Annotated in this window: 21 protein-coding genes; 12 read left to right on the forward strand and 9 right to left on the reverse strand. The window is 61.6% G+C overall.

Annotated features, from left to right (window positions below):
- Position 1 precedes the first annotated feature (1 nt).
- The 6 genes from BSF40_RS23545 to gloB form a co-directional block, all read right to left on the reverse strand.
- Complete coding sequence (locus tag BSF40_RS23545; RefSeq protein WP_015095378.1) at positions 2-1,021, reverse strand: ABC transporter permease; 1,020 nt, start codon at positions 1,019-1,021, stop codon at positions 2-4.
- 1 nt (position 1,022) lies between these two features.
- On the reverse strand, positions 1,023-2,096 hold the full coding sequence (locus BSF40_RS23550; RefSeq protein WP_007979116.1) for a microcin C ABC transporter permease YejB: 1,074 nt from the start codon (positions 2,094-2,096) through the stop codon (positions 1,023-1,025).
- 4 nt (positions 2,097-2,100) lie between these two features.
- Positions 2,101-3,942, reverse strand: a complete 1,842-nt coding sequence (locus BSF40_RS23555) for an extracellular solute-binding protein (RefSeq protein ID WP_095966989.1) — start codon at positions 3,940-3,942, stop codon at positions 2,101-2,103.
- Entirely contained in the window at positions 3,939-5,759 is a 1,821-nt protein-coding gene (locus BSF40_RS23560; protein ID WP_371918119.1) for an extracellular solute-binding protein, read from the reverse strand. The genes BSF40_RS23555 and BSF40_RS23560 overlap by 4 nt, the downstream gene beginning before the upstream one ends.
- A 225-nt stretch (positions 5,760-5,984) precedes the next feature.
- Positions 5,985-7,415, reverse strand: a complete 1,431-nt coding sequence (locus tag BSF40_RS23565) for a transglycosylase SLT domain-containing protein (RefSeq protein WP_095966991.1) — start codon at positions 7,413-7,415, stop codon at positions 5,985-5,987.
- A gap of 99 nt (positions 7,416-7,514) precedes the next feature.
- Positions 7,515-8,282 carry a hydroxyacylglutathione hydrolase gene (gene gloB / locus BSF40_RS23570; protein ID WP_095966992.1) on the reverse strand — a complete coding sequence of 256 codons (768 nt, stop codon included), beginning with the start codon at positions 8,280-8,282 and terminating at the stop codon, positions 7,515-7,517.
- A gap of 65 nt (positions 8,283-8,347) precedes the next feature.
- Between gloB and BSF40_RS23575 the strand changes: the two genes are divergently transcribed.
- From BSF40_RS23575 to BSF40_RS23595, 5 genes are all read left to right on the forward strand, one after another.
- Positions 8,348-9,106, forward strand: coding sequence for a class I SAM-dependent methyltransferase (locus tag BSF40_RS23575; protein ID WP_095966993.1), 759 nt, complete (start codon positions 8,348-8,350; stop codon positions 9,104-9,106).
- A 92-nt stretch (positions 9,107-9,198) separates the two neighbouring features.
- Positions 9,199-9,651, forward strand: coding sequence for a ribonuclease HI (gene rnhA / locus BSF40_RS23580; RefSeq protein ID WP_007979123.1), 453 nt, complete (start codon positions 9,199-9,201; stop codon positions 9,649-9,651).
- A gap of 193 nt (positions 9,652-9,844) precedes the next feature.
- Positions 9,845-10,603: a DNA polymerase III subunit epsilon gene (dnaQ, locus tag BSF40_RS23585; RefSeq protein ID WP_007979124.1), complete on the forward strand. Its 759-nt coding sequence runs from the start codon at positions 9,845-9,847 to the stop codon at positions 10,601-10,603.
- A gap of 261 nt (positions 10,604-10,864) precedes the next feature.
- Positions 10,865-13,120 carry an arginine/lysine/ornithine decarboxylase gene (locus BSF40_RS23590; protein WP_095966994.1) on the forward strand — a complete coding sequence of 752 codons (2,256 nt, stop codon included), beginning with the start codon at positions 10,865-10,867 and terminating at the stop codon, positions 13,118-13,120.
- Between the two features lie 14 nt (positions 13,121-13,134).
- Positions 13,135-13,749, forward strand: coding sequence for a GNAT family N-acetyltransferase (locus tag BSF40_RS23595; RefSeq protein ID WP_095966995.1), 615 nt, complete (start codon positions 13,135-13,137; stop codon positions 13,747-13,749).
- Here the strand turns inward: BSF40_RS23595 and BSF40_RS23600 are convergent.
- Positions 13,715-14,608 (reverse strand): LysR family transcriptional regulator, encoded by an 894-nt coding sequence (locus tag BSF40_RS23600; RefSeq protein ID WP_095966996.1) that lies wholly within the window; start codon positions 14,606-14,608, stop codon positions 13,715-13,717. The genes BSF40_RS23595 and BSF40_RS23600 overlap by 35 nt on opposite strands.
- Positions 14,609-14,696: 88 nt before the next feature.
- Positions 14,697-14,924, reverse strand: a complete 228-nt coding sequence (locus BSF40_RS23605) for a hypothetical protein (RefSeq protein ID WP_015095369.1) — start codon at positions 14,922-14,924, stop codon at positions 14,697-14,699.
- A gap of 175 nt (positions 14,925-15,099) precedes the next feature.
- Here BSF40_RS23605 and BSF40_RS23610 point away from each other — a divergent pair, with 175 nt between their 5' ends.
- Positions 15,100-15,660, forward strand: coding sequence for an NADPH-dependent FMN reductase (locus BSF40_RS23610; protein ID WP_095966997.1), 561 nt, complete (start codon positions 15,100-15,102; stop codon positions 15,658-15,660).
- Positions 15,661-15,858: 198 nt separating this feature from the next.
- Here BSF40_RS23610 and BSF40_RS23615 read toward each other — a convergent pair whose 3' ends face one another.
- A complete protein-coding gene (locus BSF40_RS23615; protein WP_095966998.1) occupies positions 15,859-16,809 on the reverse strand; it encodes a DUF1853 family protein in 951 nt (316 codons plus the stop codon).
- Between the two features lie 117 nt (positions 16,810-16,926).
- Between BSF40_RS23615 and BSF40_RS23620 the strand changes: the two genes are divergently transcribed.
- Genes BSF40_RS23620 through pepN form a run of 6 tightly spaced genes read left to right on the forward strand, consistent with a single transcriptional unit; the run spans position 16,927 to position 23,443 of the window.
- Positions 16,927-17,817, forward strand: coding sequence for an NAD(+) kinase (locus BSF40_RS23620; protein ID WP_007979142.1), 891 nt, complete (start codon positions 16,927-16,929; stop codon positions 17,815-17,817).
- A complete protein-coding gene (locus BSF40_RS23625; protein WP_371918120.1) occupies positions 17,814-18,788 on the forward strand; it encodes a metallophosphoesterase in 975 nt (324 codons plus the stop codon). The genes BSF40_RS23620 and BSF40_RS23625 overlap by 4 nt, the downstream gene beginning before the upstream one ends.
- Complete coding sequence (locus BSF40_RS23630) at positions 18,785-19,654, forward strand: rhomboid family intramembrane serine protease (protein WP_095967000.1); 870 nt, start codon at positions 18,785-18,787, stop codon at positions 19,652-19,654. The genes BSF40_RS23625 and BSF40_RS23630 overlap by 4 nt, the downstream gene beginning before the upstream one ends.
- Before the next feature lie 33 nt (positions 19,655-19,687).
- Positions 19,688-19,948, forward strand: a complete 261-nt coding sequence (locus BSF40_RS23635; RefSeq protein ID WP_007979148.1) for a YeaC family protein — start codon at positions 19,688-19,690, stop codon at positions 19,946-19,948.
- Positions 19,945-20,775, forward strand: coding sequence for a DUF2797 domain-containing protein (locus BSF40_RS23640; RefSeq protein WP_095967001.1), 831 nt, complete (start codon positions 19,945-19,947; stop codon positions 20,773-20,775). Before BSF40_RS23635 ends, BSF40_RS23640 begins: the two co-directional genes overlap by 4 nt.
- Before the next feature lie 10 nt (positions 20,776-20,785).
- A complete protein-coding gene (pepN, locus tag BSF40_RS23645) occupies positions 20,786-23,443 on the forward strand; it encodes an aminopeptidase N (RefSeq protein WP_095967002.1) in 2,658 nt (885 codons plus the stop codon).
- Positions 23,444-23,456: the final 13 nt, after the last annotated feature.

Raw genomic sequence — 23,456 nt, forward strand, 5'->3', positions numbered from 1 at the left:
TTCACTTCCTCGGGTCGAAGGCATCGCGAGCGGATTCGCCGATGAACACCAGCAGGCTCAACATCAGGGCCAGCACCGCAAAGGCGCTGATGCCCAGCCAGGGCGCCTGCAGGTTGGATTTGCCCTGGGCCACCAGTTCACCCAGCGACGGGCTGCCCGCCGGCAGACCGAAACCGAGGAAGTCCAGGGCGGTCAATGTGCCGATGGCGCCGGTGAGGATGAATGGCATGAAGGTCATGGTCGAGACCATCGCGTTGGGCAGGATATGGCGGAACATGATCGCACCGTTCTGCATGCCCAGGGCGCGGGCAGCGCGTACGTATTCCAGGTTGCGCCCGCGCAGGAATTCGGCGCGCACCACGTCCACCAGGCTCATCCACGAGAACAGCAGCATGATCCCCAGCAGCCACCAGAAGTTGGGCTGCACGAAGCTGGCGAGGATGATCAGCAGGTACAGCACCGGCAGCCCGGACCAGATCTCCAGGAAGCGCTGCCCGGCCAGGTCCACCCAGCCGCCGTAGAAACCCTGCAAGGCCCCGGCGATCACACCGATGATCGAACTGAACACGGTCAGGGTCAGGGCGAACAGCACCGAAATGCGGAAACCGTAGATCACCCGGGCCAGCACGTCGCGGCCCTGGTCGTCGGTGCCCAGCAGGTTGTCCGTCGAGGGCGGGGCCGGGGCCGGGACTTTCAGGTCGTAGTTGATGCTCTGGTAGCTGTAGGGAATGGGCGCCCAGAGCACCCAGGCGTCCTTGGCCTTGAGCAGTTCGCGGATGTACGGGCTCTTGTAGTTGGCTTCCAGCGGAAATTCGCCGCCGAAGGTGGTTTCCGGGTAGCGCTTGAGCGCCGGGAAGTACCAGTTGTTGTCGTAATGCACCGCCAGCGGCTTGTCGTTGGCGATCAGCTCGGCGCCGAGGCTTGCGCCAAACAGGATCAGGAACAGCCACAGCGACCACCAGCCACGCTTGTTGGCCTTGAACAGTTCAAAGCGTCGGCGATTGAGAGGGGACAGGTTCATCTCAATGCTCCCGGCTTTCGAAGTCGATGCGCGGATCGACAAAGGTGTAGGTGAGGTCGCCGATCAGTTTCACCACCAGCCCCAGCAACGTGAAGATGAACAGCGTGCCGAACACCACCGGGTAATCGCGGTTGATCGCCGCTTCGAAACTCATCAGGCCCAGGCCGTCGAGGGAGAAGATCACCTCCACCAGCAGCGAGCCGGTGAAGAAGATACCGATGAAGGCTGAAGGGAAGCCGGCGATCACCAGCAGCATGGCGTTGCGGAACACATGGCCGTACAGCACGCGGTGGTTGGTCAGGCCCTTGGCCCTGGCGGTGATCACGTACTGCTTGTTGATCTCGTCGAGGAAGCTGTTTTTGGTCAGCAGGGTCATGGTCGCGAAGTTGCCGATCACCAGCGCGGTCACCGGCAGCGCCAGGTGCCAGAAGTAGTCGAGGATCTTGCCGCCCATGCTCAGTTCATCGAAGTTGTTCGAGGTCAGCCCGCGCAACGGGAACCAGTCCAGATAGCTGCCGCCGGCGAATACCACGATCAACAGGATGGCGAACAGGAACGCCGGGATCGCGTAGCCGACGATGATCGCCGAACTGGTCCAGACGTCGAAATGGCTGCCGTGTCGCGTGGCCTTGGCGATCCCCAGCGGGATCGACACCAGGTACATGATCAGGGTGCTCCACAGACCGAGGGAGATCGACACCGGCATCTTTTCCTTGATCAGGTCGATGACCTTGGCGTCGCGAAAGAAGCTGTCGCCAAAATCCAGCGACGCATAGTTCTTGACCATGATCCACAAGCGTTCCGGCGCCGATTTGTCGAAGCCGTACATGTGCTCGATTTCCTTGATCAGCGCCGGGTCCAGGCCCTGGGCGCCGCGATAGGCCGAGCCTGCCACCGAGACTTCGGCACCGCCGCCGGCGATGCGGCTGGTGGCGCCTTCGAAGCCTTCGAGCTTGGCGATCATCTGTTCCACCGGCCCGCCCGGGGCGGCCTGGATGATCACGAAATTGATCAGCAAGATGCCGAACAGCGTCGGAATGATCAGCAACAGTCGACGAAAAATGTACGCCAGCATCTGATTACTCCGTGCCCGCAGGATCGGCCTGCAGTATGGTTTCGACTTCTATCGCCGGCTTGATGTCGGGCTTGACCCACCAGGTGGCCGTGCCGATGTCGTACTTGGGCGAGACCTTCGGGTGGCCGAGGTGGTTCCAGTACGCCACGCGCCAGGTCTTGATGTGCCAGTTGGGTATTACGTAATAGCCCCATTGCAGAACGCGGTCCAGCGCGCGGGCATGGGCCACCAGGCTTTTGCGCGAATCGGCGTTGATCAGTTGCTCGACCAGTTGATCGACCACCGGATCCTTGAGGCCCATGGAATTGCGGCTGCCGGGTTTGTCGGCGGCGGCCGACATCCAGAATTCCCGTTGTTCGTTACCCGGTGAGCTGGACTGCGGGAAGCTGCCGACGATCATGTCGAAGTCCCGGGAGCGCACGCGGTTGATGTACTGCGAGACGTCGACCCGGCGGATCACCAGGTCGATACCCAGATCGCTCAGGTTGCGCTTGAACGGCAGCAGCACCCGTTCGAATTCGGTCTGGGCCAACAGGAACTCGATGACCACCGGCTTGCCGGTGGCGTCGACCATTTTGTCATCGACGATGCGCCAGCCGGCCTCCTGCAGCAGTTGATAGGCTTGCCGTTGCTGGGCGCGGATCATGCCGCTGCCGTCGGTGCTCGGGTTCTGGAAGGCTTCGCTGAACACCTGCGGTGGCAGCTTGGCGCGGAACGGCTCGAGGATCGCCACCTGCTCGGCGTCAGGCAGGCCGGTGGCAGCCATTTCCGAGTTCTCGAAGTAACTGCGGGTACGCACATAGGCCCCGTTGAACAGTTGCTTGTTGGTCCATTCGAAATCCAGCAACAGCGACAGGGCCTGGCGCACACGCACATCCTGGAACACCGGGCGACGCATATTGAACACGAAGCCTTGCATGCCGGTCGGGTTGCCGTTGGGAATCTGCTCCTTGACCAGTCGGCCCTCGGTGACCGCCGGGATGTTGTAGGCGTTGGCCCAGTTCTTCGCGGTCATCTCCAGCCAGTAGTCGAACTGCCCGGCCTTGAGCGCTTCCAGGGCCACGGTGTTGTCGCGGTAGTAATCGGTGGTCATCACGTCGAAGTTATAGAAACCGCGATTGACCGGCAGGTCCTTGCCCCAGTAGTCCTTGACTCGCTCGTAGCGCACCGAGCGCCCGGCCTTCACTTCGCTGACCTTGTAGGGGCCGCTGCCCAACGGGATTTCAAGGTTGCCCTTGTTGAAGTCGCGGTCGGCCCACCAATGCTTGGGCAGCACCGGCAACTGGCCGAGGATCAGCGGCAGCTCGCGGTTGTTGGTGTGCTTGAACTTGAACAGCACGGTCAACGGGTCTTCGGCGATCACTTCGGCCACGTCGTTGTAGTAACCGCGGTACATTGGTGCGCCGTCCTTGGTCAGCATCTGGAAGCTGAACACCACGTCTTCGGCGCGTACCGGATGACCGTCATGGAAGCGCGCTTCGGGGCGCAGGTAGAAGCGCACCCAGCCGTTGTCCGGGGCTTTCTCGATCAGCCGGGCGATCAGGCCGTACTCGGTGAACGGCTCGTCCAGGCCTTGCTTGGCCAGGGTGTCGTAGATGATGCCGATATCATCCGCCGGCACGCCTTTGCTGATGAACGGGTTGAGGCTGTCGAAGCCACCGAACCCGGCCTGGCGGAAGATCCCGCCCTTGGGCGCGTCGGGATTGACGTAGTCGAAGTGCTTGAACTCGGCCGGGTATTTCGGCGGCTCGTTGTACAGGGTCACTGCATGTTGCGGGGCGGCGCAGGCCAGCCCGGCGAACAACAGGCCGCCGGCCTGCAGCAGCAGGGTGCGGATGGGGTTCATTGATCTTTCTCCGAAGATTTCAGCCACCACGCATTCAGGCCCAGGGTATAAGGCGGCGTGGTGACAAAGGCGAGCCGGTTACGGTACGCCAGACGGTGATAATTGAGGTACCAGTTGGGAACGATGTAGTGCTGCCACAGCAGCACGCGGTCCAGGGCCTTGCCGGCGGCGACTTGCTGGTCACGGGTCTGGGCGGCCAGCAACTGTTCGAGCAGATGGTCGACCACCGGGTTGGCAATGCCGGCGTAGTTCTTGCTGCCCTTGACCCCGGCCTGGCTGGAGTGAAAGTACTGCCATTGTTCCAGGCCCGGGCTTAGGGTCTGGTTGAGGGTCATCAGGATCATATCGAAATCGAACTGGTCGAGGCGCTGCTTGTATTGCGCGCGATCGACCGTGCGCAGTCGCGCATCGATGCCGATGCTGGCGAGGTTCTCGACGTAGGGCTGGAGGATGCGTTCCAGGTTCGGGTTGACCAGCAACAGCTCCAGGCGCAAGGGTCGGCCTGCGGCGTTTTGCAGGTGCTGGCCATTGAGCTTCCAGCCGGCTTCGGCGAGCAGGCCGAGGGCTTTGCGCAAGGTCTCCCGGGGGATGCCGCGGCCATCGGTCTGCGGCAGGCTGAACGGCTCGGTAAAGAGTCTGGCCGGCAGCTGTTCACGGTAGGGCTTGAGCAACAGCCATTCATGTCCGACCGGCAAGCCGCTGGCCGAGAACTCGCTGTTGGGGTAATAGCTCATGGCGCGTTTGTAGGCACCGCTGAACAGCGCGCGGTTGGTCCATTCAAAGTTGAACATCAGCCCCAGTGCTTCACGGACCCTGGCATCCGAGAAAGTCGGTCGGCGGCCGTTCATGAACAGGCCCTGGGTCTGGGTCGGGATCTGGTGGGGAATCTGTGCCTTGATCACATCACCACGGCGTAGGGCGGGGAAGTTGTAGCCGGTGTCCCAGTTCTTCGCCTGATGCTCGATATAGATGTCGAATTCACCGGCCTTGAACGCCTCGAACGCGACGTCGCTGTCGCGGTAGAACTCGACTTCCATGCGGTCGACGTTGTACTTGCCGCGATTGACCGACAGGTCCTTGCCCCAGTAATCCTTGACCCGTTCGAAGACGATCTGGCGTCCTGGCGTGACCGACGTGATGCGGTACGGCCCGCTGCCCAGTGGCGGTTCGAACGTGGTGGCCTTGAAGTCACGGCCCCTCCAGTAGTGCTGTGGCAACACCGGCATTTCGCCCAGGCGCAGGATCAGCAGCGGATTGCCGGCGCGCTTGAACACGAAACGGATGCGCTGGGGGTTGAGGATGTCGACCCGCAGCACCTCCTGAAGGTTGGTGCGGTACAACGGATGCCCTTCCTTGAGCAGCGTGCGGTAGGAGAACGCAACGTCGAAGGCGGTAATCGGCGTGCCGTCATGGAAGCGTGCTTCAGGACGCAGGTTGAACACCACCCAACTGCGGTCCTCGCTGAACTCCACCGACTGGGCGATCAGGCCATAGCTGGACGCGGGCTCGTCACCCGACGGCGCGTACTGCCCGGTGCCGACCATCAGCGGTTCGTTGAGTTCGTTGATGCCGTATTGCAGGAAGTTCGGCGTGGTGACCGGGCTGGTGCCCTTGAAGGTGTACGGGTTGAGCGTATCGAAGGTGCCAAACGCCATCACCCGCAACGTACCGCCTTTGGGCGCTTGCGGGTTGACCCAGTCGAAGTGGGTAAATCGGGCCGGGTACTTGAGCGTGCCGAACTGCGCATAACCATGGCTTTCGCTGATCGTCGCGCTTGCGGTGGAGCTCAAGGCCAGGCTGATCAGGAGCAGGGGCAGGGGACGCTTCAAATAGGAGATCCGATCCAGGCGGCTTGGGCTTTGTGGACCGTACAGTAACAGCTTGTATGGACAGGAAAAAGACGGGGGATTTGGGCGGTCGCAATCCTGTAGGAGCGAGCTTGCTCGCGATGGTGGTCAACGATGACGCGGGGCGCCTGAATCAACTCGGTGCCCTTGGGTTTTTCGCGAGCAATCGAACGTCGACCGGCTGCTCCTACAGTTTTAGTGCGGATTGGCCACCGTCAACATCTGGCCGGGCTTCAGCGCCTGGCCGACACGAGGATTCCAGCGCTTGAGGTGCTGCATCTCGACGTTGAAGCGCTTGGCCACGATGTACAGCGAGTCACCTTGCTGGACCTTGTACTTGGTCTGCTGCTTTTTGGAGTTGGCGGCAATCACGGTGTTGACGCGCCCGGAGCTGCGTTTGCTGTTGTCCTGCATCACCAGGGTCTGGCCGGGCTTGAGATTCTTGCCGGTCAGTTTGTTCCAGCGTTGCAGGTCCTTCACGTCAACGTTGTTGGCCTTGGCGATGGAGCCGAGGTTGTCCCCCCGCTTGACCCGGTAGGACCGCCTGGCGCTGGCGACCTGGGTGTCATCGGCACCTTCGAAGACCGGCTTGAGCGATTTCTTGCTGATCAACTCTTCAGGACGCATGGTCTGCAGGCTGCTGGTCAGCAGTTGCGCCTTGGAGGTCGGCACCAGCAGGTGCTGCGGGCCGTCGATGGTGGTGCGCTGCTTGAAGGCCGGGTTGAGCTGGAACAGTTCGTCTTCGTCGATGTTGGCGACTTCAGCAACCTTGGAGAGGTCCATGCGCTGGTTGATTTCGACGACCTGGAAATAGGGTTCGTTGGCGATCGGGTTGAGGTTCACGCCGTAGGCTTCCGGCGCCATCACCACTTGCGACAGCGCCAGCAACTTCGGCACGTAGGCCTGGGTTTCGGAGGGCAGTGGCAGGTTCCAGTAATCGGTTGGCAGACCGAGACGCTCGTTGCGCTCGATGGCCCGGCTGACGGTGCCTTCACCGGCGTTGTAGGCCGCCAGGGCCAGCATCCAGTCGCCGTTGAACATGTCGTGCAGGCGGGTCAGGTAATCCAGCGCGGCGGTGGTCGACGCGGTGATGTCGCGGCGGCCATCATAGAAACGGGTCTGGCGCAGGTTGAAGTAACGCCCGGTGGACGGGATGAACTGCCAAAGACCCACCGCGTTGGCCCGGGAATAGGCCATCGGGTTGTAGGCACTCTCAATCACTGGCAGCAGGGCCAGTTCCAGCGGCATGTTGCGTTCTTCAAGGCGCTCGACGATGTAGTGAATGTAGAGGCTGCCACGTTCACCGGCGTTTTCGAGGAAAGACGGATTGCTGGCGAACCACAGGCGCTGCTGCTCGATACGCGGGTTGACACCCAGCCCGTCCTGCAACTGGAAGCCCTGGCGCATTCGCTCCCAGACGTCCTGTGGAATTTGCGGGCTGGGCTTTTCGCTGAGCCAGACCGGCTTCTGCTTGGCGCGCGCGGCGATGTTCTGCGTGTGCGCCGCATCGGTCTGCGGCGCATGGCTGGAACAGCCCGCCAGGGTGGCGGACACAGCCACCGCAATGGCTTGAGCCAGGCGGGTCAATGCGTCGGAACTGATGGCTTTGCGAATAGGTGACGACATTGGCTGGAAGTAAGTTCCGGGCAAAAATGTCGGGCGATTCTAGAAAGCGCACCCTGCGCGGTCAACCTTTCAGAATTGTTACAGCCTTTGGGGACCCCTTTAGAACGTGTCTTTCCAAGCGCGAAGCGCAGCAAAAACCATATCGGGCGCCGAGTTATCGGTGCCGGTCCGTTCGTCCGCTTTTTCTTTAACGGATGTTTCACCGGCGCGCAAAAACGGGTTTGTCAGCTTTTCCAGTGCCAGTGTCGACGGCAGCGTCATGATCCCGGATTCCCGTTGGCGGGTGACTTTGGCCAGGCGTTCGGCCGTATCCGGATTGTTCGGTTCGACGGCTGCGGCAAACTTCAGATTGCTCAGGGTGTATTCGTGGGTGCAGTAGACCAGCGTGTCTTCCGGCAACTCCGCGAGACGTGTCAGCGAGCTGTACATTTGCTGTGGCGTGCCTTCGAACAACCGCCCGCAACCGGCGGCAAACAGGGTGTCGCCGCAGAACAGCAAGCCGTGATGGTAATAGGCGATATGGCCCAGGGTGTGGCCGGGGACCGCGAAGATATCGAAGTCCAGCCCGAGCACGCTGATGCGCTCGTTGTCCTTGAGCGCTACGTCCCGCGCCGGGATCTTTTCGCTGGCCGGACCATAGACTTTCGCGTCCGTCGCTTTTTTCAGCTGTTCGACCCCGCCGACGTGGTCATGATGGTGGTGAGTGATCAAAATATCACTCAGTACCCAGCCCGGATTGGCCGCAAGCCAGGCATGTACCGGGGCGGCATCACCCGGGTCGACCACCGCGCAGCGTTTGCTGCGGTGGTCTTGTAACAACCAGATGTAGTTGTCGGTGAAGGCGGGCAGGGCTGTGATCTGTATCATCGTCGGATTCGCCAAGCGGAAAACAATGGCGCATCTTAGAACTTCCTGGCGCGTTGGAGAATGCAATGACTGATAAAGCGTTCGCACAGGCTGATCCTGACTGGCTGGCGTTGATCAGCGCCGCCCGCGAGTGGCTGGAAGGTCCGATCGGGCAATTCCTGCTGGACGAAGAGCGTCGCATGCTCGAAGACGAGCTCGGGCGGTTCTTTGGTGGCTATCTGGTGCATTACGGTCCCTCGGCCCAGACCCCGCCATCAGCGCCGCAGGTGCAGCGCAACGTACGCCTTGGCGCGCCGTTGCCGGGGGTCGAGATCGTCTGTGAAGAACAGGCCTGGCCGCTGAGCGAGCACGCTGCCGACGTGGTGGTGTTGCAGCATGGCCTGGATTTCTGTCTGTCGCCCCACGGTTTGCTGCGCGAGGCGGCAAGCAGCGTGCGACCCGGCGGGCATTTGCTGATCATCGGCATCAATCCCTGGAGCAGTTGGGGCCTGCGGCATGTGTTTGCCCAGGATGGGCTGCGCAAGGCGCGCTGCATTTCGCCGTCACGGGTTGCGGACTGGCTGAACCTGCTGGGCTTCGCGCTGGAGAAACGCCGCTTCGGGTGCTATCGTCCGCCGCTTGCGTCTGCGGCGTGGCAGACCCGCCTGGCCGGATGGGAGCGCAAGGCCGGTGACTGGCAACTGTCGGGCGGCGGCTTCTATTTATTGGTGGCGCGCAAGATCGTGGTGGGCCTGCGACCGGTCCGTCAGGAGCGGCGCGAGCCGATGGGCAAGTTGATTCCTTTGCCGATGGCCAAGGTCAACCGTCGCAACATCGAACCGTAATACACACTTTTCATTTGCGGCCGGGCTTGTCCCGGCTTCGGGCGTCGTCGATCTGCGATCGGCGGGCCAGCGCATTTTCTGGATAGATTGGCATGAGCGATAGCGTAGAACTGTTCACCGACGGCGCCTGCAAGGGCAACCCCGGCCCTGGCGGCTGGGGCGCACTGCTGGTGTGCAAGGGCGTTGAAAAGGAACTCTGGGGCGGCGAAGCCAATACCACCAATAACCGCATGGAGCTGATGGGCGCGATCCGTGGCCTGGAAGAGCTCAAGCGTCCCTGTGAGGTGCTGCTGGTGACCGACTCCCAGTACGTGATGAAGGGCATCAACGAGTGGATGGACAACTGGAAGAAGCGCGGCTGGAAAACCGCGGCGAAGGAACCGGTGAAAAACGCTGATCTGTGGAAATTGCTCGACGAGCAGGTCAACCGCCACAAGGTCACCTGGAAATGGGTGCGCGGGCATATTGGCCATCACGGCAACGAAAGGGCTGACCAGTTGGCCAACCGTGGCGTCGATGAAGTGCGCGGGTACAAGCAGGGCTGATTCGGGTACTACCGATGCACCGCGCCGCGGCCTTCGCGAGCAAGCCCGCTCCCACATTGATCTCCATGCGCCACAGATCCCTTGTGGGAGCGGGCTTGCTCGCGAAGGTGGCGACTCGGTATATCTGAAAGCCCCTGCAAGCGTGATAACATCGCCGCTTTTGCACGATTGACCGATTGAGAGCTGAGCACTGATGGCCACCAGATCCGTTGTACTCGACACCGAAACCACCGGCATGCCGGTGACCGACGGCCACCGGATTATTGAAATCGGTTGTGTCGAGTTGATCGGCCGACGCCTGACGGGCCGGCACTTTCACGTGTACCTGCAGCCCGATCGCGAAAGTGACGAGGGCGCCATCGGCGTCCACGGCATCACCAACGAATTCCTCGTGGGCAAGCCGCGTTTTGCCGAGGTGGCCGAAGAATTCTTCGAGTTCATCAAGGGCGCGCAGCTGATCATCCATAACGCGGCGTTCGACGTTGGCTTCATCAACAACGAATTCGCCCTGATGGGGCAGCAGGACCGCGCGGACATCACGCAGCACTGCACGATCCTCGACACCCTGATGATGGCCCGGGAACGTCACCCGGGGCAGCGCAACAGCCTCGACGCCTTGTGCAAACGTTATGGCGTCGACAACTCCGGCCGTGAGCTGCACGGCGCCTTGCTCGACTCCGAGATTCTCGCCGACGTCTACCTGACCATGACCGGCGGGCAGACCAGCCTGTCCCTGGCCGGTAACGCCTCCGATGGCAATGGCTCCGGTGAAGGGGCGGACAATTCGGCCACCGAGATCCGTCGTTTGCCGGCGGATCGCCAGCCGACGCGCATCATCCGCGCCAGCGAAGACGACCTGGCCCGCCACGCGGCGCGCCTGGAAATCATCGGCAAATCCGCTGGTGCCCCGGCGTTGTGGGTGCAGTTGGCTGAGGCTGAAGCGCAGGCGTAACCCCCCATTTTGCAACCACTGCTTTTGTGGCGAGGGAGCTTGCCCCCGTTCGGCTGCGAAGCAGACGTAATTCCATTCTCTGCGGTTTATCCGAAAGATTGTTGGGGGTCGCTTCGCGACCCAACGGGGGCAAGCCCCCTCGCCACAGGGAAGCGCTCTCGTCGCCACAAAGTGGTGCATCCCGCTCGCCACTTGCGCTGTAACACTCTACCCTGAGGTGATTGGCAGGCTCTGGTCTGCCGCCTCAGGACACTGAGCCTCATGTATAAAGATTTGAAATTCCCGGTCCTGATTGTCCATCGCGACATCAAGGCCGACAGCGTCGCCGGCGACCGCGTGCGGGGGATTGCCCGGGAGCTGGAGCAGGAAGGGTTCAGCGTCGTTTCGGCGGTGAACTACACCGAAGGACGACTGGTGGCGTCGACCTACCATGGCCTGTCCTGCATGTTGATAGCGTCTGAGGACGCCAGCACCCATTCCCACTTGTTGCAAAACATGGCCGAACTGATCGGTCTGGCGCGAGTGCGTGCGCCGGATCTGCCGATCTTCGCCCTGGGCGAAAAAGTGACCCTGGAAAACGCGCCCGCCGATGCCATGGCCGAGCTCAACCAGTTGCGCGGCATTCTTTACCTGTTTGAAGACACCGTGCCCTTTCTTGCCCGGCAGGTGGCCCGTGCTGCGCGCAAATACCTGGATGGCCTGTTGCCGCCGTTCTTCAAGGCCCTGGTGCAGCACACCGCGGATTCCAATTACTCGTGGCACACCCCCGGTCACGGCGGAGGGGTGGCGTATCACAAGAGTCCGGTCGGGCAGGCGTTTCACCAGTTTTTCGGGGAAAACACCCTGCGCTCGGATCTTTCGGTGTCGGTGCCGGAGCTCGGATCCTTGCTCGATCATACCGGCCCCCTGGCTGAAGCCGAGGCCCGTGCAGCGCGTAATTTCGGCGCCGATCACACCTTTTTTGTGATCAATGGCACGTCCACGGCCAACAAGATTGTCTGGCATTCGGTGGTCGCTCGCGATGATCTGGTGCTGGTGGATCGCAATTGCCACAAGTCGGTGCTGCACTCGATCATCATGACCGGCGCGATTCCGCTGTACTTGTGTCCGGAGCGTAATGAGCTGGGGATCATCGGCCCGATTCCCCTGAGCGAGTTCAGCCGCGAATCGATCCAGGCCAAGATCGACGCCAGCCCGCTGACCAAGGGGCGTGCACCGAAGGTCAAGCTCGCCGTAGTGACCAATTCGACCTATGACGGCCTTTGCTACAACGCCGAACTGATCAGGCAGCAACTGGGTAGCAGTGTCGAGGTATTGCACTTCGACGAGGCCTGGTACGCCTATGCGGCGTTCCATGAGTTTTTTGCCGGACGCTACGGCATGGGCACGTCCCGTGATGAAGGCAGTCCGTTGGTGTTCACCACCCATTCCACCCACAAGTTGCTGGCGGCCTTCAGTCAGGCGTCGATGATTCACGTGCGCGACGGCGGCGCGCGGCAGCTGGATCGGGATCGCTTCAACGAAGCGTTCATGATGCACATCTCGACCTCGCCGCAGTACGGCATCATCGCCTCGCTGGATGTGGCTTCGGCGATGATGGAAGGGCCGGCCGGGCGTTCGCTGTTGCAGGAAATGTTCGACGAAGCCCTGAGTTTTCGACGGGCGCTGGCTAACTTGCGCCAGCACATTGCCGCTGATGACTGGTGGTTTTCGATCTGGCAACCGCCGTCGGCGGAAGGCATCGAGCGGGTCGTCACCGAGGACTGGTTGCTGCAGCCGGAAGCCGACTGGCACGGTTTTGGCGGCGTGACCGAGGATTATGTGCTGCTCGATCCGATCAAGGTCACGCTGGTGATGCCGGGGCTGACGGCCGGTGGCGCCCTCAGCGAGCGCGGGATTCCGGCGGCGGTGGTCAGCAAGTTCCTCTGGGAGCGTGGCCTGGTGGTTGAGAAAACCGGGCTGTATTCGTTCCTGGTGTTGTTCTCCATGGGTATCACCAAGGGCAAGTGGAGCACGCTGCTCACCGAATTGCTGGAGTTCAAGCGCAGTTATGACGCCAACGTCAGTCTGGCCAGTTGCCTGCCTTGCGTGGCGCAGGAAAACGTCGCGCGGTATCAGGGCATGGGCCTGCGTGATCTGTGCGATCAGTTGCATGCCTGTTATCGCAGCAATGCCACCGCCAGGCACCTCAAGCGCATGTACACGGTACTGCCGGAAGTCGCGATGAAGCCGGCGGACGCCTATGATCAATTGGTGCGCGGTGAAGTCGAGGCGGTGTCGATCGATGCGCTGGACGGACGGATTGCCGCGGTGATGCTGGTGCCGTATCCACCCGGCATTCCGTTGATCATGCCGGGTGAACGCTTTACCGAGTCGACCCGCTCAATCATCGATTACCTGGCGTTTGCCCGCACGTTCGATAGCAGTTTCCCGGGGTTCGTTGCTGATGTGCACGGATTGCAACACGAAGATCAGGGCAGTGGGCGGTGCTACACCGTCGATTGCATCAAGGAGTGAGGACCTTTCCCAGTATGCAGCCGGTTATAAATCCGAATTACCCAGGGTTGTCGGTACGGGTTGCCGATGAAGGTTTTGCCGCCTACATCTGGGGCAGTGATTTCAGTTTTGAAGTCGCGGCCTATGGTGCGGCTGAAATCGGCAAACCGGTCGCGCAGTGGCCGGTGACGCCGATCACGCCTTACCGCAAGTGCTACGGCATCGACCCGGAGGAGTTCAGCAGCTTTCGCGATGCCGCCGACAGCGCGATTTTCATGGCCTACCTGGATGACCAGCCCGTGGGGCACCTGGTGGTCAGTACCAACTGGAACGGCTTTGCCCATATCGACGAACTGGCGGTGCATGCGCCGGCCCGACGGCACGGCGTGGCCAAGGCCCTGCTGGATGTGGCGCAGTTCTGGAGCCGCAAGAAGAAACTCCCGGGCATCATGCTCGAAACCCAGAACAACAACCTGGGGGCCTGCCGGCTCTATGAACGCTGCGGTTACATGATCGGCGGGATCGACCACCTGCGCTATCGCGGCATCGATCCGAACACCGCCGAAGTGGCGCTGTTCTGGTATCGAATATTCGAAAATCCGCTGGAAAACCCGCTCAGTTCGTCAGCATCGCCGCGGCTTGTTCCGTGACGATGGCCAACAGGGCCTGAACCGCCGGAGAGGGTTCGGCGTTTTTCAGGGACAGGGCGTAGAGATTGATCGGGATAGCGGGTGCCAGCGGGCAGCTGTCCAGTCCCGAGGCTTTGGCACCGACGGCAGTAAAGGGGTCGACGATGGCCAGGCCTTCGCCGGCCTCGACCATGCTGCGCATCATCTGGTGCGTCTGGACCCGGGTCTGAATCACCGGGGCAGGGCGCAAGCCGTGCAGTTTGTTTTCCAGTGCCGGGCTCAGCGGGTCGTGCCCCTCCAGGCCGATCATCGATTGACCGGCCAGGTCCTGCAGTGAAATGTATTTCTGCTTCGGTTGCAGCCAGCCGTGGGGGGCGAGCAACTGAAGTTTGCCCTGGGCAATCACCTGGCAATCGAGGTCGGCGTGATCGGGGTCGTGCAGGCTCAGGCCCAGATCGCTTTCACGCAGCAGCAGGCTTCTGACGATGTCGCGGGTCGGCTGGCTCAGCAGTGTGCAAGGCGCGTCGGGCAGGCGTCGGCGCAGGGCCGCGATGCTGTGTGGCAACAATTGGTTGGCCAGGGGCGGGGTGCAGATGATGCGCAACGGCGGCGCGAGGTATTGCCTGAGGCTGTTGGCCAGACGCTGCACCGGTTCGAGCGCGTCGTAGACCCGGGCGATTTCCACCTGCAGTTGCTGCGCTTCGCGGGTGGCCTGCAATCGTCCGCGGACGCTGGCGAACAGCATGAACCCCAACTGATCCTCGGCGTCGCGCAGCAAGCGCTCGACTTCGGTCACTGGCAACTGCAGCCATTCGGCGGCGGTGCCCAGGTGACCGGTCTGCAGGAGCGCCTGGATCACTTCGATATGGCGTAAGCGCATGCGTGAAGTCCATGTTCAGCAGGTGGAGGAGTCAGTGGCTGAATCCTACCCCAAGTCCGCGCATATGACTTCTGCTCATAACGACGGGTTATGAAGCGCTGACGGTTTGCGGTTCGCGGGTAATGGTCACGCCGGTTTGCACCAGCATGAATTGATTGTCGTCGACCTTGTTGACGCGGTCGCCAATGGCCAGCTTATAAGTGGTAACAGGCCCGGAACCGTCTACCGCCGGGGTGGATTCCTGGAACTCGTGCACCGAATAAATACGGCCTTGCGCGTCTCTTGCATGGAACTGACCGACAAGTACTGCTGCCATCTGCTTAGAACCTCTGGAGATAAATCACTCAATTTGCGGTTCTGTAGACCGTGTCTGGGTGAGGTAAGTTTTCCTACAGGGAAAAAATAATCAGGGACGGCGTTTTCAGTCGCCCGCTGCTTGAATCGTCATCTATAACTACAAGCTCTTCCTATCGGACAGTCGAGACATTCCCATGAGCAACGTCTATTCGGTCGCCGTCGTGGTCGGCAGCTTGAGAAAGGAATCGATCAACCGCAAGGTCGCACGGGCCCTGGCTGAACTGGCACCGGCCAATCTGAAGCTGAATATCGTCGAAATTGGCGACCTGCCGCTGTACAACGAAGACATCGATGGCGCTTCACCGCCGGCAGCCTACAGCACTTTCCGACAACAAGTGAGTTCATCCGACGCGGTGTTGTTCGTGACCCCGGAATACAACCGCTCGGTGCCGGCACCGTTGAAAAACGCGATTGACGTGGGTTCGCGCCCCTATGGGAAAAGTGCCTGGAACGGCAAGCCGGGCGCGGTTATCAGCGTTTCGCCGGGGGCCGTCGGCGGGTTTGGTGCCAACCACAACCTGCGTCAATCCATGGTGTTTCTCAATGTGCCGCTGATGCAGCAACCGGAGGCCTATCTGGGGAACGCGGGTTCGGCGTTCGACGAGGCGGGCAAATTGTCCGAGTCGGTCAAGCCGTTCCTGCAAAGTTTCATCAATGCCTATGGGCAATGGGTCGAGCAGCACAAGAAAGTCTGATGGTCGTTTGCCAGCGCTTTGGCCTGCAAAGCGCTGGGTGGTTATCTCTTTAGACCGTGTTGGCCCCTTCGCGAGCAAGCCCGCTCCCACAGGGATCCTCAGTGGATACAAGACTTGTGTTCGGCTGAGGCCCAATGTGGGAGCGGGCTTGGTCCGGGCGGCGATCCGACGAAGAGGCCGTCTCAGGCAATACTGGACTCAACCCTGTCCCGGCACATTCGGCCAAAGATCCGCCACCAGAAACAATCGCTCGGCCTCTTCCCAGTCGCCATTGGCATTTTCCGTCAGTCGCACCAGCAATTGTGCCGGCGCCAGCGGGTCCAGGTCATTGAGCCATGCCCGCATCTGTTCAGGGGTCCAGGTGTGCTCCGCCCAATAGTGCGCGGGCGCCAGCCAGGCATGGCGGGGCAGGGGTTGCCAGCGACCGGGCGCGCTCTGGGCAACCAGCGCGGGCCAATCCTTTTGATGCAGCCAGCGACCGCGCAAATGTTGCGGATGGGCACCCGACGGCGGGGCGGCCTGTCCGGGCCAGGGGTAGAGCAAATAACCCCCCAGCCACAAATGGGCGCTGAAGGCCTGGATATCCAGCGCCGCCAGTACTTCGCGGCTCTCGGGGCGTGCGGAAATCGGTAACTGATGCTGGCTCAGGTGCGCCAGTTTGCGGTCGAGCCGATCGTGGCAGCCCGGGCCCAGCCACTGGGCGGTGTCGTGCCCGTCGCCCGACTGCGGGCCGAGGTAGAGCTTGATCGCCAGTTCCAGGTGATGCACGCCGTCGCGGTCGCGCAGCAGCATGTCCAGTTCACCCAGGGTGTGCCCTTCGCGGCGAATCGGCATGTTGGCGGCAATCAGCTCAATGCCCGGCGCGTGCTGCACGGCAAATTGCCAGAGGCGTTCGTAGTACAGGCCCAGGCGGCGGGTGCGGGCCTGGGCCAGCCAGTGCAGCAAGCCATAACTGTCCCGGTCCAGCTGCCGCAGCCACAGCTCCAGCCGGTCCGGTGCCTGCACCCAGTCGCTGCCGGCCAACGGGTGACGTTGCGGCCACGGGGTATCGTCCAGCATGGGCGGGGCGAGGATGACCCACGCCAGGTCACGCACTTCGGGATGGCGTAACTGATGGGGCAGGTGGAGCAGATCCGGAAATAGCATCATCTTGCGAGCATAGCCCGAAACCCGGGCACCCCCTTGAAGCTGAAAGGATTTTGTCTACGGGCGGCTTTCGCCCATAATCGTGGTTTTCGCCGCCACACAGATCCCCGCAGGAGCCCCATGGAGCAATTTCGCAATATCGGCATCATCGGTCGCCTGGGCAGTTCCCAGGTGCTGGATACCGTCCGCCGACTGAAACGGTTTCTGCTCGATCGTCACCTGCACGTGATCCTCGAAGACACCATCGCCGAAGTGCTGCCAGGGCACGGCCTGCAAACCTCGTCGCGCAAGATGCTCGGCGAAGTCTGCGACATGGTCATCGTGGTCGGTGGTGACGGCAGTCTGCTCGGCGCTGCCCGGGCGTTGGCCAAGCACAATATTCCGGTGCTCGGCATCAACCGGGGCAGCCTGGGGTTCCTGACCGACATCCGCCCCGACGAGCTGGAAGCCAAGGTCGCCGAAGTGCTGGACGGCCACTATCTGGTGGAAAACCGCTTCCTGCTGCAGGCCGAGGTCCGCCGCCACGGTGAGGCGATCGGCCAGGGCGATGCCCTGAACGACGTCGTGCTGCACCCTGGCAAATCCACGCGAATGATCGAATTCGAGCTGTACATCGACGGCCAGTTCGTCTGCAGCCAAAAGGCCGACGGCCTGATCGTCGCCACGCCGACCGGTTCCACCGCCTACGCGTTGTCTGCCGGCGGGCCGATCATGCACCCCAAGCTCGACGCTATTGTTATTGTGCCGATGTACCCCCATACCTTGTCGGGTAGACCGATCGTGGTCGATGGCAACAGTGAGCTGAAAATCGTCGTGTCCAAGGATATGCAGATTTACCCGCAAGTCTCGTGCGACGGGCAGAACCACTTCACCTGCGCGCCCGGCGACACCATTACCGTCAGCAAAAAAGCCCAGAAACTGCGGCTGATTCACCCGCTCGACCACAACTACTACGAAGTCTGCCGGACCAAGCTCGGCTGGGGCAGCAAGCTGGGGGGTGGAGGCGACTGATGCTCGATCCCGCGCGTAGCTACGACCTGATCGGTGACGTGCACGGTTGCGCCCTGACCCTGGAGCACTTGCTCGACCGACTCGGTTATCACAAACAGGGTGGCGTCTGGCGGCATGCTTCGCGCATGGCGGTGTTCGTCGGCGATATCATCGACCGCGGCCCGCGGATTCGCGAGGCGCTGCACATCGTCCACGACATGGTCGAGGCCGGTCAGGCGCTGTGCATCATGGGCAACCATGAGTTCAATGCGCTGGGCTGGAGCACCCCGGCGCTGCCCGGCAGCGGCAAGCAGTTCGTGCGCGAGCACACGCCGCGCCATGCCCGCCTGCTGCAAGAAACCCTGACCCAGTTCGAAGGCCATCCGGCTGACTGGCACGACTTCCAGCAATGGTTCTATGAGCTGCCGCTGTTCGTCGATGCCGGGCGTTTCCGCGTGGTCCACGCCTGTTGGGATGCCGGGCTGATCGAGCCGCTGCGGGCGTTGTTCCCCAACGGTTGTGTCGACGAGCATTTTCTCCAGGCGTCGGCGGAGTCGGGTTCGTTTGCCTGCACCGTGTTCGATCGCCTGTTGCGCGGCACCGACATGCGCTTGCCCCATGGCCTGACCATGACCAGCGGCGACGGCCTGGTGCGTTCGTTCTTTCGTACCAAGTTCTGGGAAGACGATCCGAAAACCTACGGCGACATCGTGTTCCAGCCGGACGCGCTGCCTGAGCCCGTTGCCCGGACGCCGCTCACGTCCACTGAAAAGAACAGCTTGCTGCGCTATGGCGTCGATGAACCGTTGTTGTTCGTCGGCCATTACTGGCGCAGCGGCAAGCCGGCACCGATCCGCCCGAACCTGGCCTGCCTGGATTACAGTGCAGTGCTCTACGGCAAACTGGTTGCCTATCGACTGGATCAGGAAACCCGCCTCGATCCGGATAAATTCGTCTGGGTCGATGTCGAGCGGCCGGAGGTGCTGCAATGAGTGCTGTAGCGGTATTGCGTCTGCCCCTGGCGGTGGACTTGAGCGGGTTCGTCACCCTGCTCAAACGCATGCAGGTGCCCCATCGGGTCAGCGAAGAAGCGGGCGAGCAAGTGCTGTGGGTGCCGGACAACATCAGTGAAGACGTGCGCGCACTGTACGAACGGTTTCCGGCGGGCGATCCCGACCAGCAACTGGACATTCCGGTGGCGCAGACCATCAAGCGTCCGGGCTTTGTCGAACAGTTGAAATACGCCAGGGCCACTGCGCTGGTATTGCTGCTGAGCCTCATCGTCGGTGCGATCACCTTGCTCGGTGACAACCTGGAAACGATGCGCTGGCTGACCTTCCTCGAATTTCGCGTAGTCGGCGAATACATCCACTTCACACCGCTGGCCGACAGCCTGGCGGCGGGGCAGTGGTGGCGCCTGTTCACGCCGATGTTGATCCACTTCGGCATCCTGCACCTGGCGATGAACGGCATGTGGTACTGGGAGCTGGGGCGGCGCATCGAGTCGCGCCAGGGCAGCATCAACCTGATCGGCCTGACCCTGCTGTTCAGCCTGGTGTCCAACTACGCCCAGTACGCCTTCAGCGGCCCGACCTTGTTCGGCGGTTTGTCCGGCGTACTGTACGGCCTGCTCGGGCATTGCTGGATCTTCCAGCTGCTGGCGCCGAACCCGGCCTATCGCCTGCCGCGCGGCGTGCTGGTGATGATGCTGGTGTGGTTGCTGCTGTGCCTGTCCGGGCTGGTCTCGATGATCGGCTTCGGCGAAATCGCCAACGCGGCCCACGTCAGCGGGTTACTCATCGGATGCTTCACCGGTTTGTTGGGCGGTTTGTATAACCGCCGTAAACTGGCCGCCTAATTCAAGAACATGCAATAAAGAGACGGAGACCCAATGTCCTCTTTTAACGAAATGATCCAGAACATCACCCCCGATATCTACGAGAGCCTGAAACTGGCCGTGGAAATCGGCAAATGGTCCGACGGTGGCAAACTCACCGCCGAACAACGCGAGCTGTCGCTGCAGGCGATGATCGCCTGGGAAATCCAGAACCTGCCCGAGGACCAGCGTACCGGCTACATGGGCCCGCAGGAATGCGCCTCGAAGTCGATCGAAGTGCCGAACATCCTGTTCAAGTCGGATGCCATCCATTGATCGAGATTGGCCGCGGTGCAATCAGCAAAATGTCGGCACGCCTTGACGGGCCGAACGTGCAATACGCTTTCCGTCTGGGCGAAACCGAGGTCCCGGTCAATCCGTTGATCGGCACCACGGTGCGCCTGGAATACCTGGGGGCGATCCACTGCACCCATTGCGGACGCAAGACCAAGACCAGTTTCAGCCAGGGTTACTGCTACCCGTGCATGACCAAACTGGCCCAGTGTGACCTGTGCATCATGAGCCCGGAGCGCTGCCACTTCGACGCCGGCACCTGCCGTGAACCGGAGTGGGGCGAGAAGTTCTGCATGACCGATCACGTGGTGTACCTGGCCAACTCGTCGGGGGTGAAAGTCGGGATTACCCGTGCCACCCAGCTGCCGACCCGCTGGCTCGACCAGGGCGCGAGCCAGGCCTTGCCGATCGTGCGCGTCTCGACCCGGCAACAGTCGGGTTTCGTCGAGGATCTGTTTCGCAGCCAGGTGGCGGACAAGACCAACTGGCGTGCTTTACTCAAGGGCGATGCGGCGGCGGTGAACCTGGCCGAGGTTCGCGATCAACTGTTCGACAGCTGTGCCGAAGGCTTGCAAGGGTTGCAGGAACGTTTCGGCTTGCAGGCGATCCAGACGGTTACCGGCGTCGAACCGCTGGAAATCCGCTACCCGGTGGAGCAATACCCGGCGAAGATTGTCAGCTTCAACCTGGACAAGAACCCGATTGCCGAAGGCACGCTGATGGGGGTCAAGGGTCAATACCTGATCTTCGACACCGGCGTGATCAACATTCGTAAATACACGGCTTACCAGCTCGCCGTGCATCAGTAAGGACTCCAGCATGCGCACCGAACAACCGAAGATGATCTACCTCAAGGACTATCAGGCGCCCGAGTACCTGATCGACGAAACACACCTGACCTTCGAGTTGTACGAGGACCACAGCCTGGTCCATGCGCAACTGGTGATGCGCCGCAACCCCGAGCGTGGCCCGGGGCTGCCGCCGCTGGTGCTGGATGGCCAGCAGCTGGAACTGCTGTCGGTCACCCTGGCCGACCAGGCGCTTTCCGCTGCGCAGTATCAGCTGACCGAGAATCACCTGACCCTGCACCCGACCAGCGCTACCTTCACGGTCGATACCAGCGTCAGGATCCACCCCGAAACCAACACCGCGCTGGAAGGCCTGTACAAGTCCGGCACGATGTTCTGCACCCAGTGCGAGGCCGAGGGCTTTCGCAAGATCACCTACTACCTCGACCGCCCGGACGTGATGAGCACCTTCACCACCACGGTGGTCGCCGAGCAGCACAGCTACCCGGTGCTGCTGTCCAACGGCAACCCGATCGCTTCCGGCCCCGGCGAAGACGGCCGGCACTGGGCGACCTGGGAAGACCCGTTCAAGAAACCGGCGTACCTGTTCGCGCTGGTGGCCGGTGACCTGTGGTGCGTCGAAGACAGCTTCACCACCCTGAGCGAGCGCAACGTGGCGCTGCGCATTTACGTCGAGCCGGAAAACATCGACAAGTGCCAGCACGCCATGAACAGCCTTAAGAAATCCATGCGCTGGGACGAAGAGGTCTATGGTCGCGAGTACGACCTGGACATCTTCATGATCGTTGCCGTGAATGACTTCAACATGGGCGCCATGGAGAACAAGGGCCTCAACATCTTCAACTCCAGTGCCGTGCTGGCCAAGGCCGAAACTGCCACCGACGCCGCGCACCAGCGGGTCGAGGCGATCGTCGCCCACGAATACTTCCACAACTGGTCGGGCAACCGCGTGACCTGCCGCGACTGGTTCCAGCTGTCGCTCAAGGAAGGCTTCACCGTGTTCCGCGATGCCGGTTTCTCCTCGGACATGAACTCGGCCACGGTCAAGCGCATCCAGGACGTGGCGTACCTGCGCACCCACCAGTTCGCCGAAGACGCCGGCCCCATGGCTCACGCCGTGCGCCCGGACAGCTTCATCGAGATTTCCAACTTCTACACCCTGACCGTGTACGAAAAGGGCTCGGAAGTGGTCGGCATGATCCACACCTTGCTCGGCGCCGAAGGCTTCCGCAAAGGCAGCGACCTTTACTTCGAGCGCCACGACGGCCAGGCCGTGACCTGCGATGACTTCATCAAGGCCATGGAAGATGCCAATGGCGTCGACCTGACCCAGTTCAAGCGCTGGTACAGCCAGGCCGGTACACCGCGTCTGACGGTGAGCGAGTCCTTTGATGCCGCGGCGAAAACCTACAGCCTGACCTTCCGCCAGAGCTGCCCGCAAACCCCGGACAAGGTTGAAAAACTGCCGTTCGTGATCCCGGTTGAGCTGGGGCTGCTCGATAGCAAGGGTGGCGAGATTGCCCTGCGTCTGGCTGGTGAAACCACCGCGCAAGGCACTTCGCGGGTCATTTCCGTGACCGAAGCCGAGCAGACCTTCACCTTCGTCGACATCGCCGAACAACCGCTGCCGTCGTTGCTGCGTGGCTTCTCGGCACCGGTGAAACTGAGCTTCCCGTACAACCGCGACCAGTTGATGTTCCTGATGCAGCACGACAGCGACGGCTTCAACCGCTGGGATGCCGGCCAGCAACTGTCGGTGCAGGTGCTGCAAGAGCTGATCGCCCAGCAGCAGAAGGGCGAAACGCTGGTGCTCGATCAGCGCCTGGTGTCGGCGCTGCGCACGGTGCTCTCGGACGAGTCGCTGGATCAGGCCATGGTCGCCGAAATGCTCTCGCTGCCAAGCGAAGCGTACCTGACCGAAATCAGCGAAGTGGCGGACGTCGAAGCCATTCACAGCGCCCGCGAGTTTGCCCGCAAGCAACTGGCTGACGCGTTGTTCGAGGGCTTGTGGCTGCGTTACCAGGCCAACCGCGAACTTTCGAAGCAAACACCGTACGTGGCGGAGGCGGAACATTTTGCCCGTCGCGCCTTGCAGAACATTGCGCTGTCGTACCTGATGCTCAGCGGCAAGGCGGAGGTTCTGGCAGCGACGCTGGAGCAGTTCGACACGTGCGACAACATGACCGAACGCCTGACTGCGCTGGCGGTGTTGGTCAATTCTCCGTTCGAAGCCGAGAAGGCCAAGGCCCTGGCCAGCTTCGCCGAGCACTTCAAGGACAACCCGCTGGTCATGGACCAGTGGTTCAGTGTCCAGGCCGGTAGCGTGTTGCCGGGCGGACTTGCGCGGGTCAAGGCGTTGATGCAGCACCCGGCGTTCAACATCAAGAACCCGAACAAGGTGCGGGCGTTGATCGGCGCGTTTGCCGGGCAGAACCTGATCAACTTCCATGCGGCGGATGGTTCCGGGTATCGCTTCCTGGCGGATCTGGTGATTGAGCTGAACGGATTTAACCCGCAGATCGCGTCGCGTCAGTTGGCGCCTTTGACTCGCTGGCGCAAGTACGACAGCGCTCGGCAGGCTTTGATGAAGGGAGAGCTGGAGCGGATTCGGGCTTCGGGGCAGTTGTCCAGTGATGTGTTTGAAGTGGTCAGCAAGAGTTTGGCTTGATGTCTGTGTGAGC

This window comes from Pseudomonas sp. ACN5 (assembly GCF_002303975.1).
Classification (GTDB): domain Bacteria; phylum Pseudomonadota; class Gammaproteobacteria; order Pseudomonadales; family Pseudomonadaceae; genus Aquipseudomonas; species Aquipseudomonas laurylsulfatiphila.

Coding starts and splice junctions, on each gene's coding strand:
- pepN (WP_095967002.1), top strand. CDS start 20,786: ATGCGCACCGAACAACCGAAGATGATCTACCTCAAGGACTATCAGGCG.
- BSF40_RS23590 (WP_095966994.1), top strand. CDS start 10,865: ATGTATAAAGATTTGAAATTCCCGGTCCTGATTGTCCATCGCGACATC.
- BSF40_RS23575 (WP_095966993.1), top strand. CDS start 8,348: ATGACTGATAAAGCGTTCGCACAGGCTGATCCTGACTGGCTGGCGTTG.
- BSF40_RS23635 (WP_007979148.1), top strand. CDS start 19,688: ATGTCCTCTTTTAACGAAATGATCCAGAACATCACCCCCGATATCTAC.
- rnhA (WP_007979123.1), top strand. CDS start 9,199: ATGAGCGATAGCGTAGAACTGTTCACCGACGGCGCCTGCAAGGGCAAC.
- BSF40_RS23600 (WP_095966996.1), bottom strand. CDS start 14,608: ATGCGCTTACGCCATATCGAAGTGATCCAGGCGCTCCTGCAGACCGGT.
- BSF40_RS23610 (WP_095966997.1), top strand. CDS start 15,100: ATGAGCAACGTCTATTCGGTCGCCGTCGTGGTCGGCAGCTTGAGAAAG.
- BSF40_RS23550 (WP_007979116.1), bottom strand. CDS start 2,096: ATGCTGGCGTACATTTTTCGTCGACTGTTGCTGATCATTCCGACGCTG.
- BSF40_RS23620 (WP_007979142.1), top strand. CDS start 16,927: ATGGAGCAATTTCGCAATATCGGCATCATCGGTCGCCTGGGCAGTTCC.
- dnaQ (WP_007979124.1), top strand. CDS start 9,845: ATGGCCACCAGATCCGTTGTACTCGACACCGAAACCACCGGCATGCCG.
- BSF40_RS23565 (WP_095966991.1), bottom strand. CDS start 7,415: ATGTCGTCACCTATTCGCAAAGCCATCAGTTCCGACGCATTGACCCGC.
- BSF40_RS23555 (WP_095966989.1), bottom strand. CDS start 3,942: ATGAACCCCATCCGCACCCTGCTGCTGCAGGCCGGCGGCCTGTTGTTC.
- BSF40_RS23595 (WP_095966995.1), top strand. CDS start 13,135: ATGCAGCCGGTTATAAATCCGAATTACCCAGGGTTGTCGGTACGGGTT.
- BSF40_RS23615 (WP_095966998.1), bottom strand. CDS start 16,809: ATGATGCTATTTCCGGATCTGCTCCACCTGCCCCATCAGTTACGCCAT.
- BSF40_RS23630 (WP_095967000.1), top strand. CDS start 18,785: ATGAGTGCTGTAGCGGTATTGCGTCTGCCCCTGGCGGTGGACTTGAGC.
- gloB (WP_095966992.1), bottom strand. CDS start 8,282: ATGATACAGATCACAGCCCTGCCCGCCTTCACCGACAACTACATCTGG.
- BSF40_RS23545 (WP_015095378.1), bottom strand. CDS start 1,021: ATGAACCTGTCCCCTCTCAATCGCCGACGCTTTGAACTGTTCAAGGCC.
- BSF40_RS23605 (WP_015095369.1), bottom strand. CDS start 14,924: ATGGCAGCAGTACTTGTCGGTCAGTTCCATGCAAGAGACGCGCAAGGC.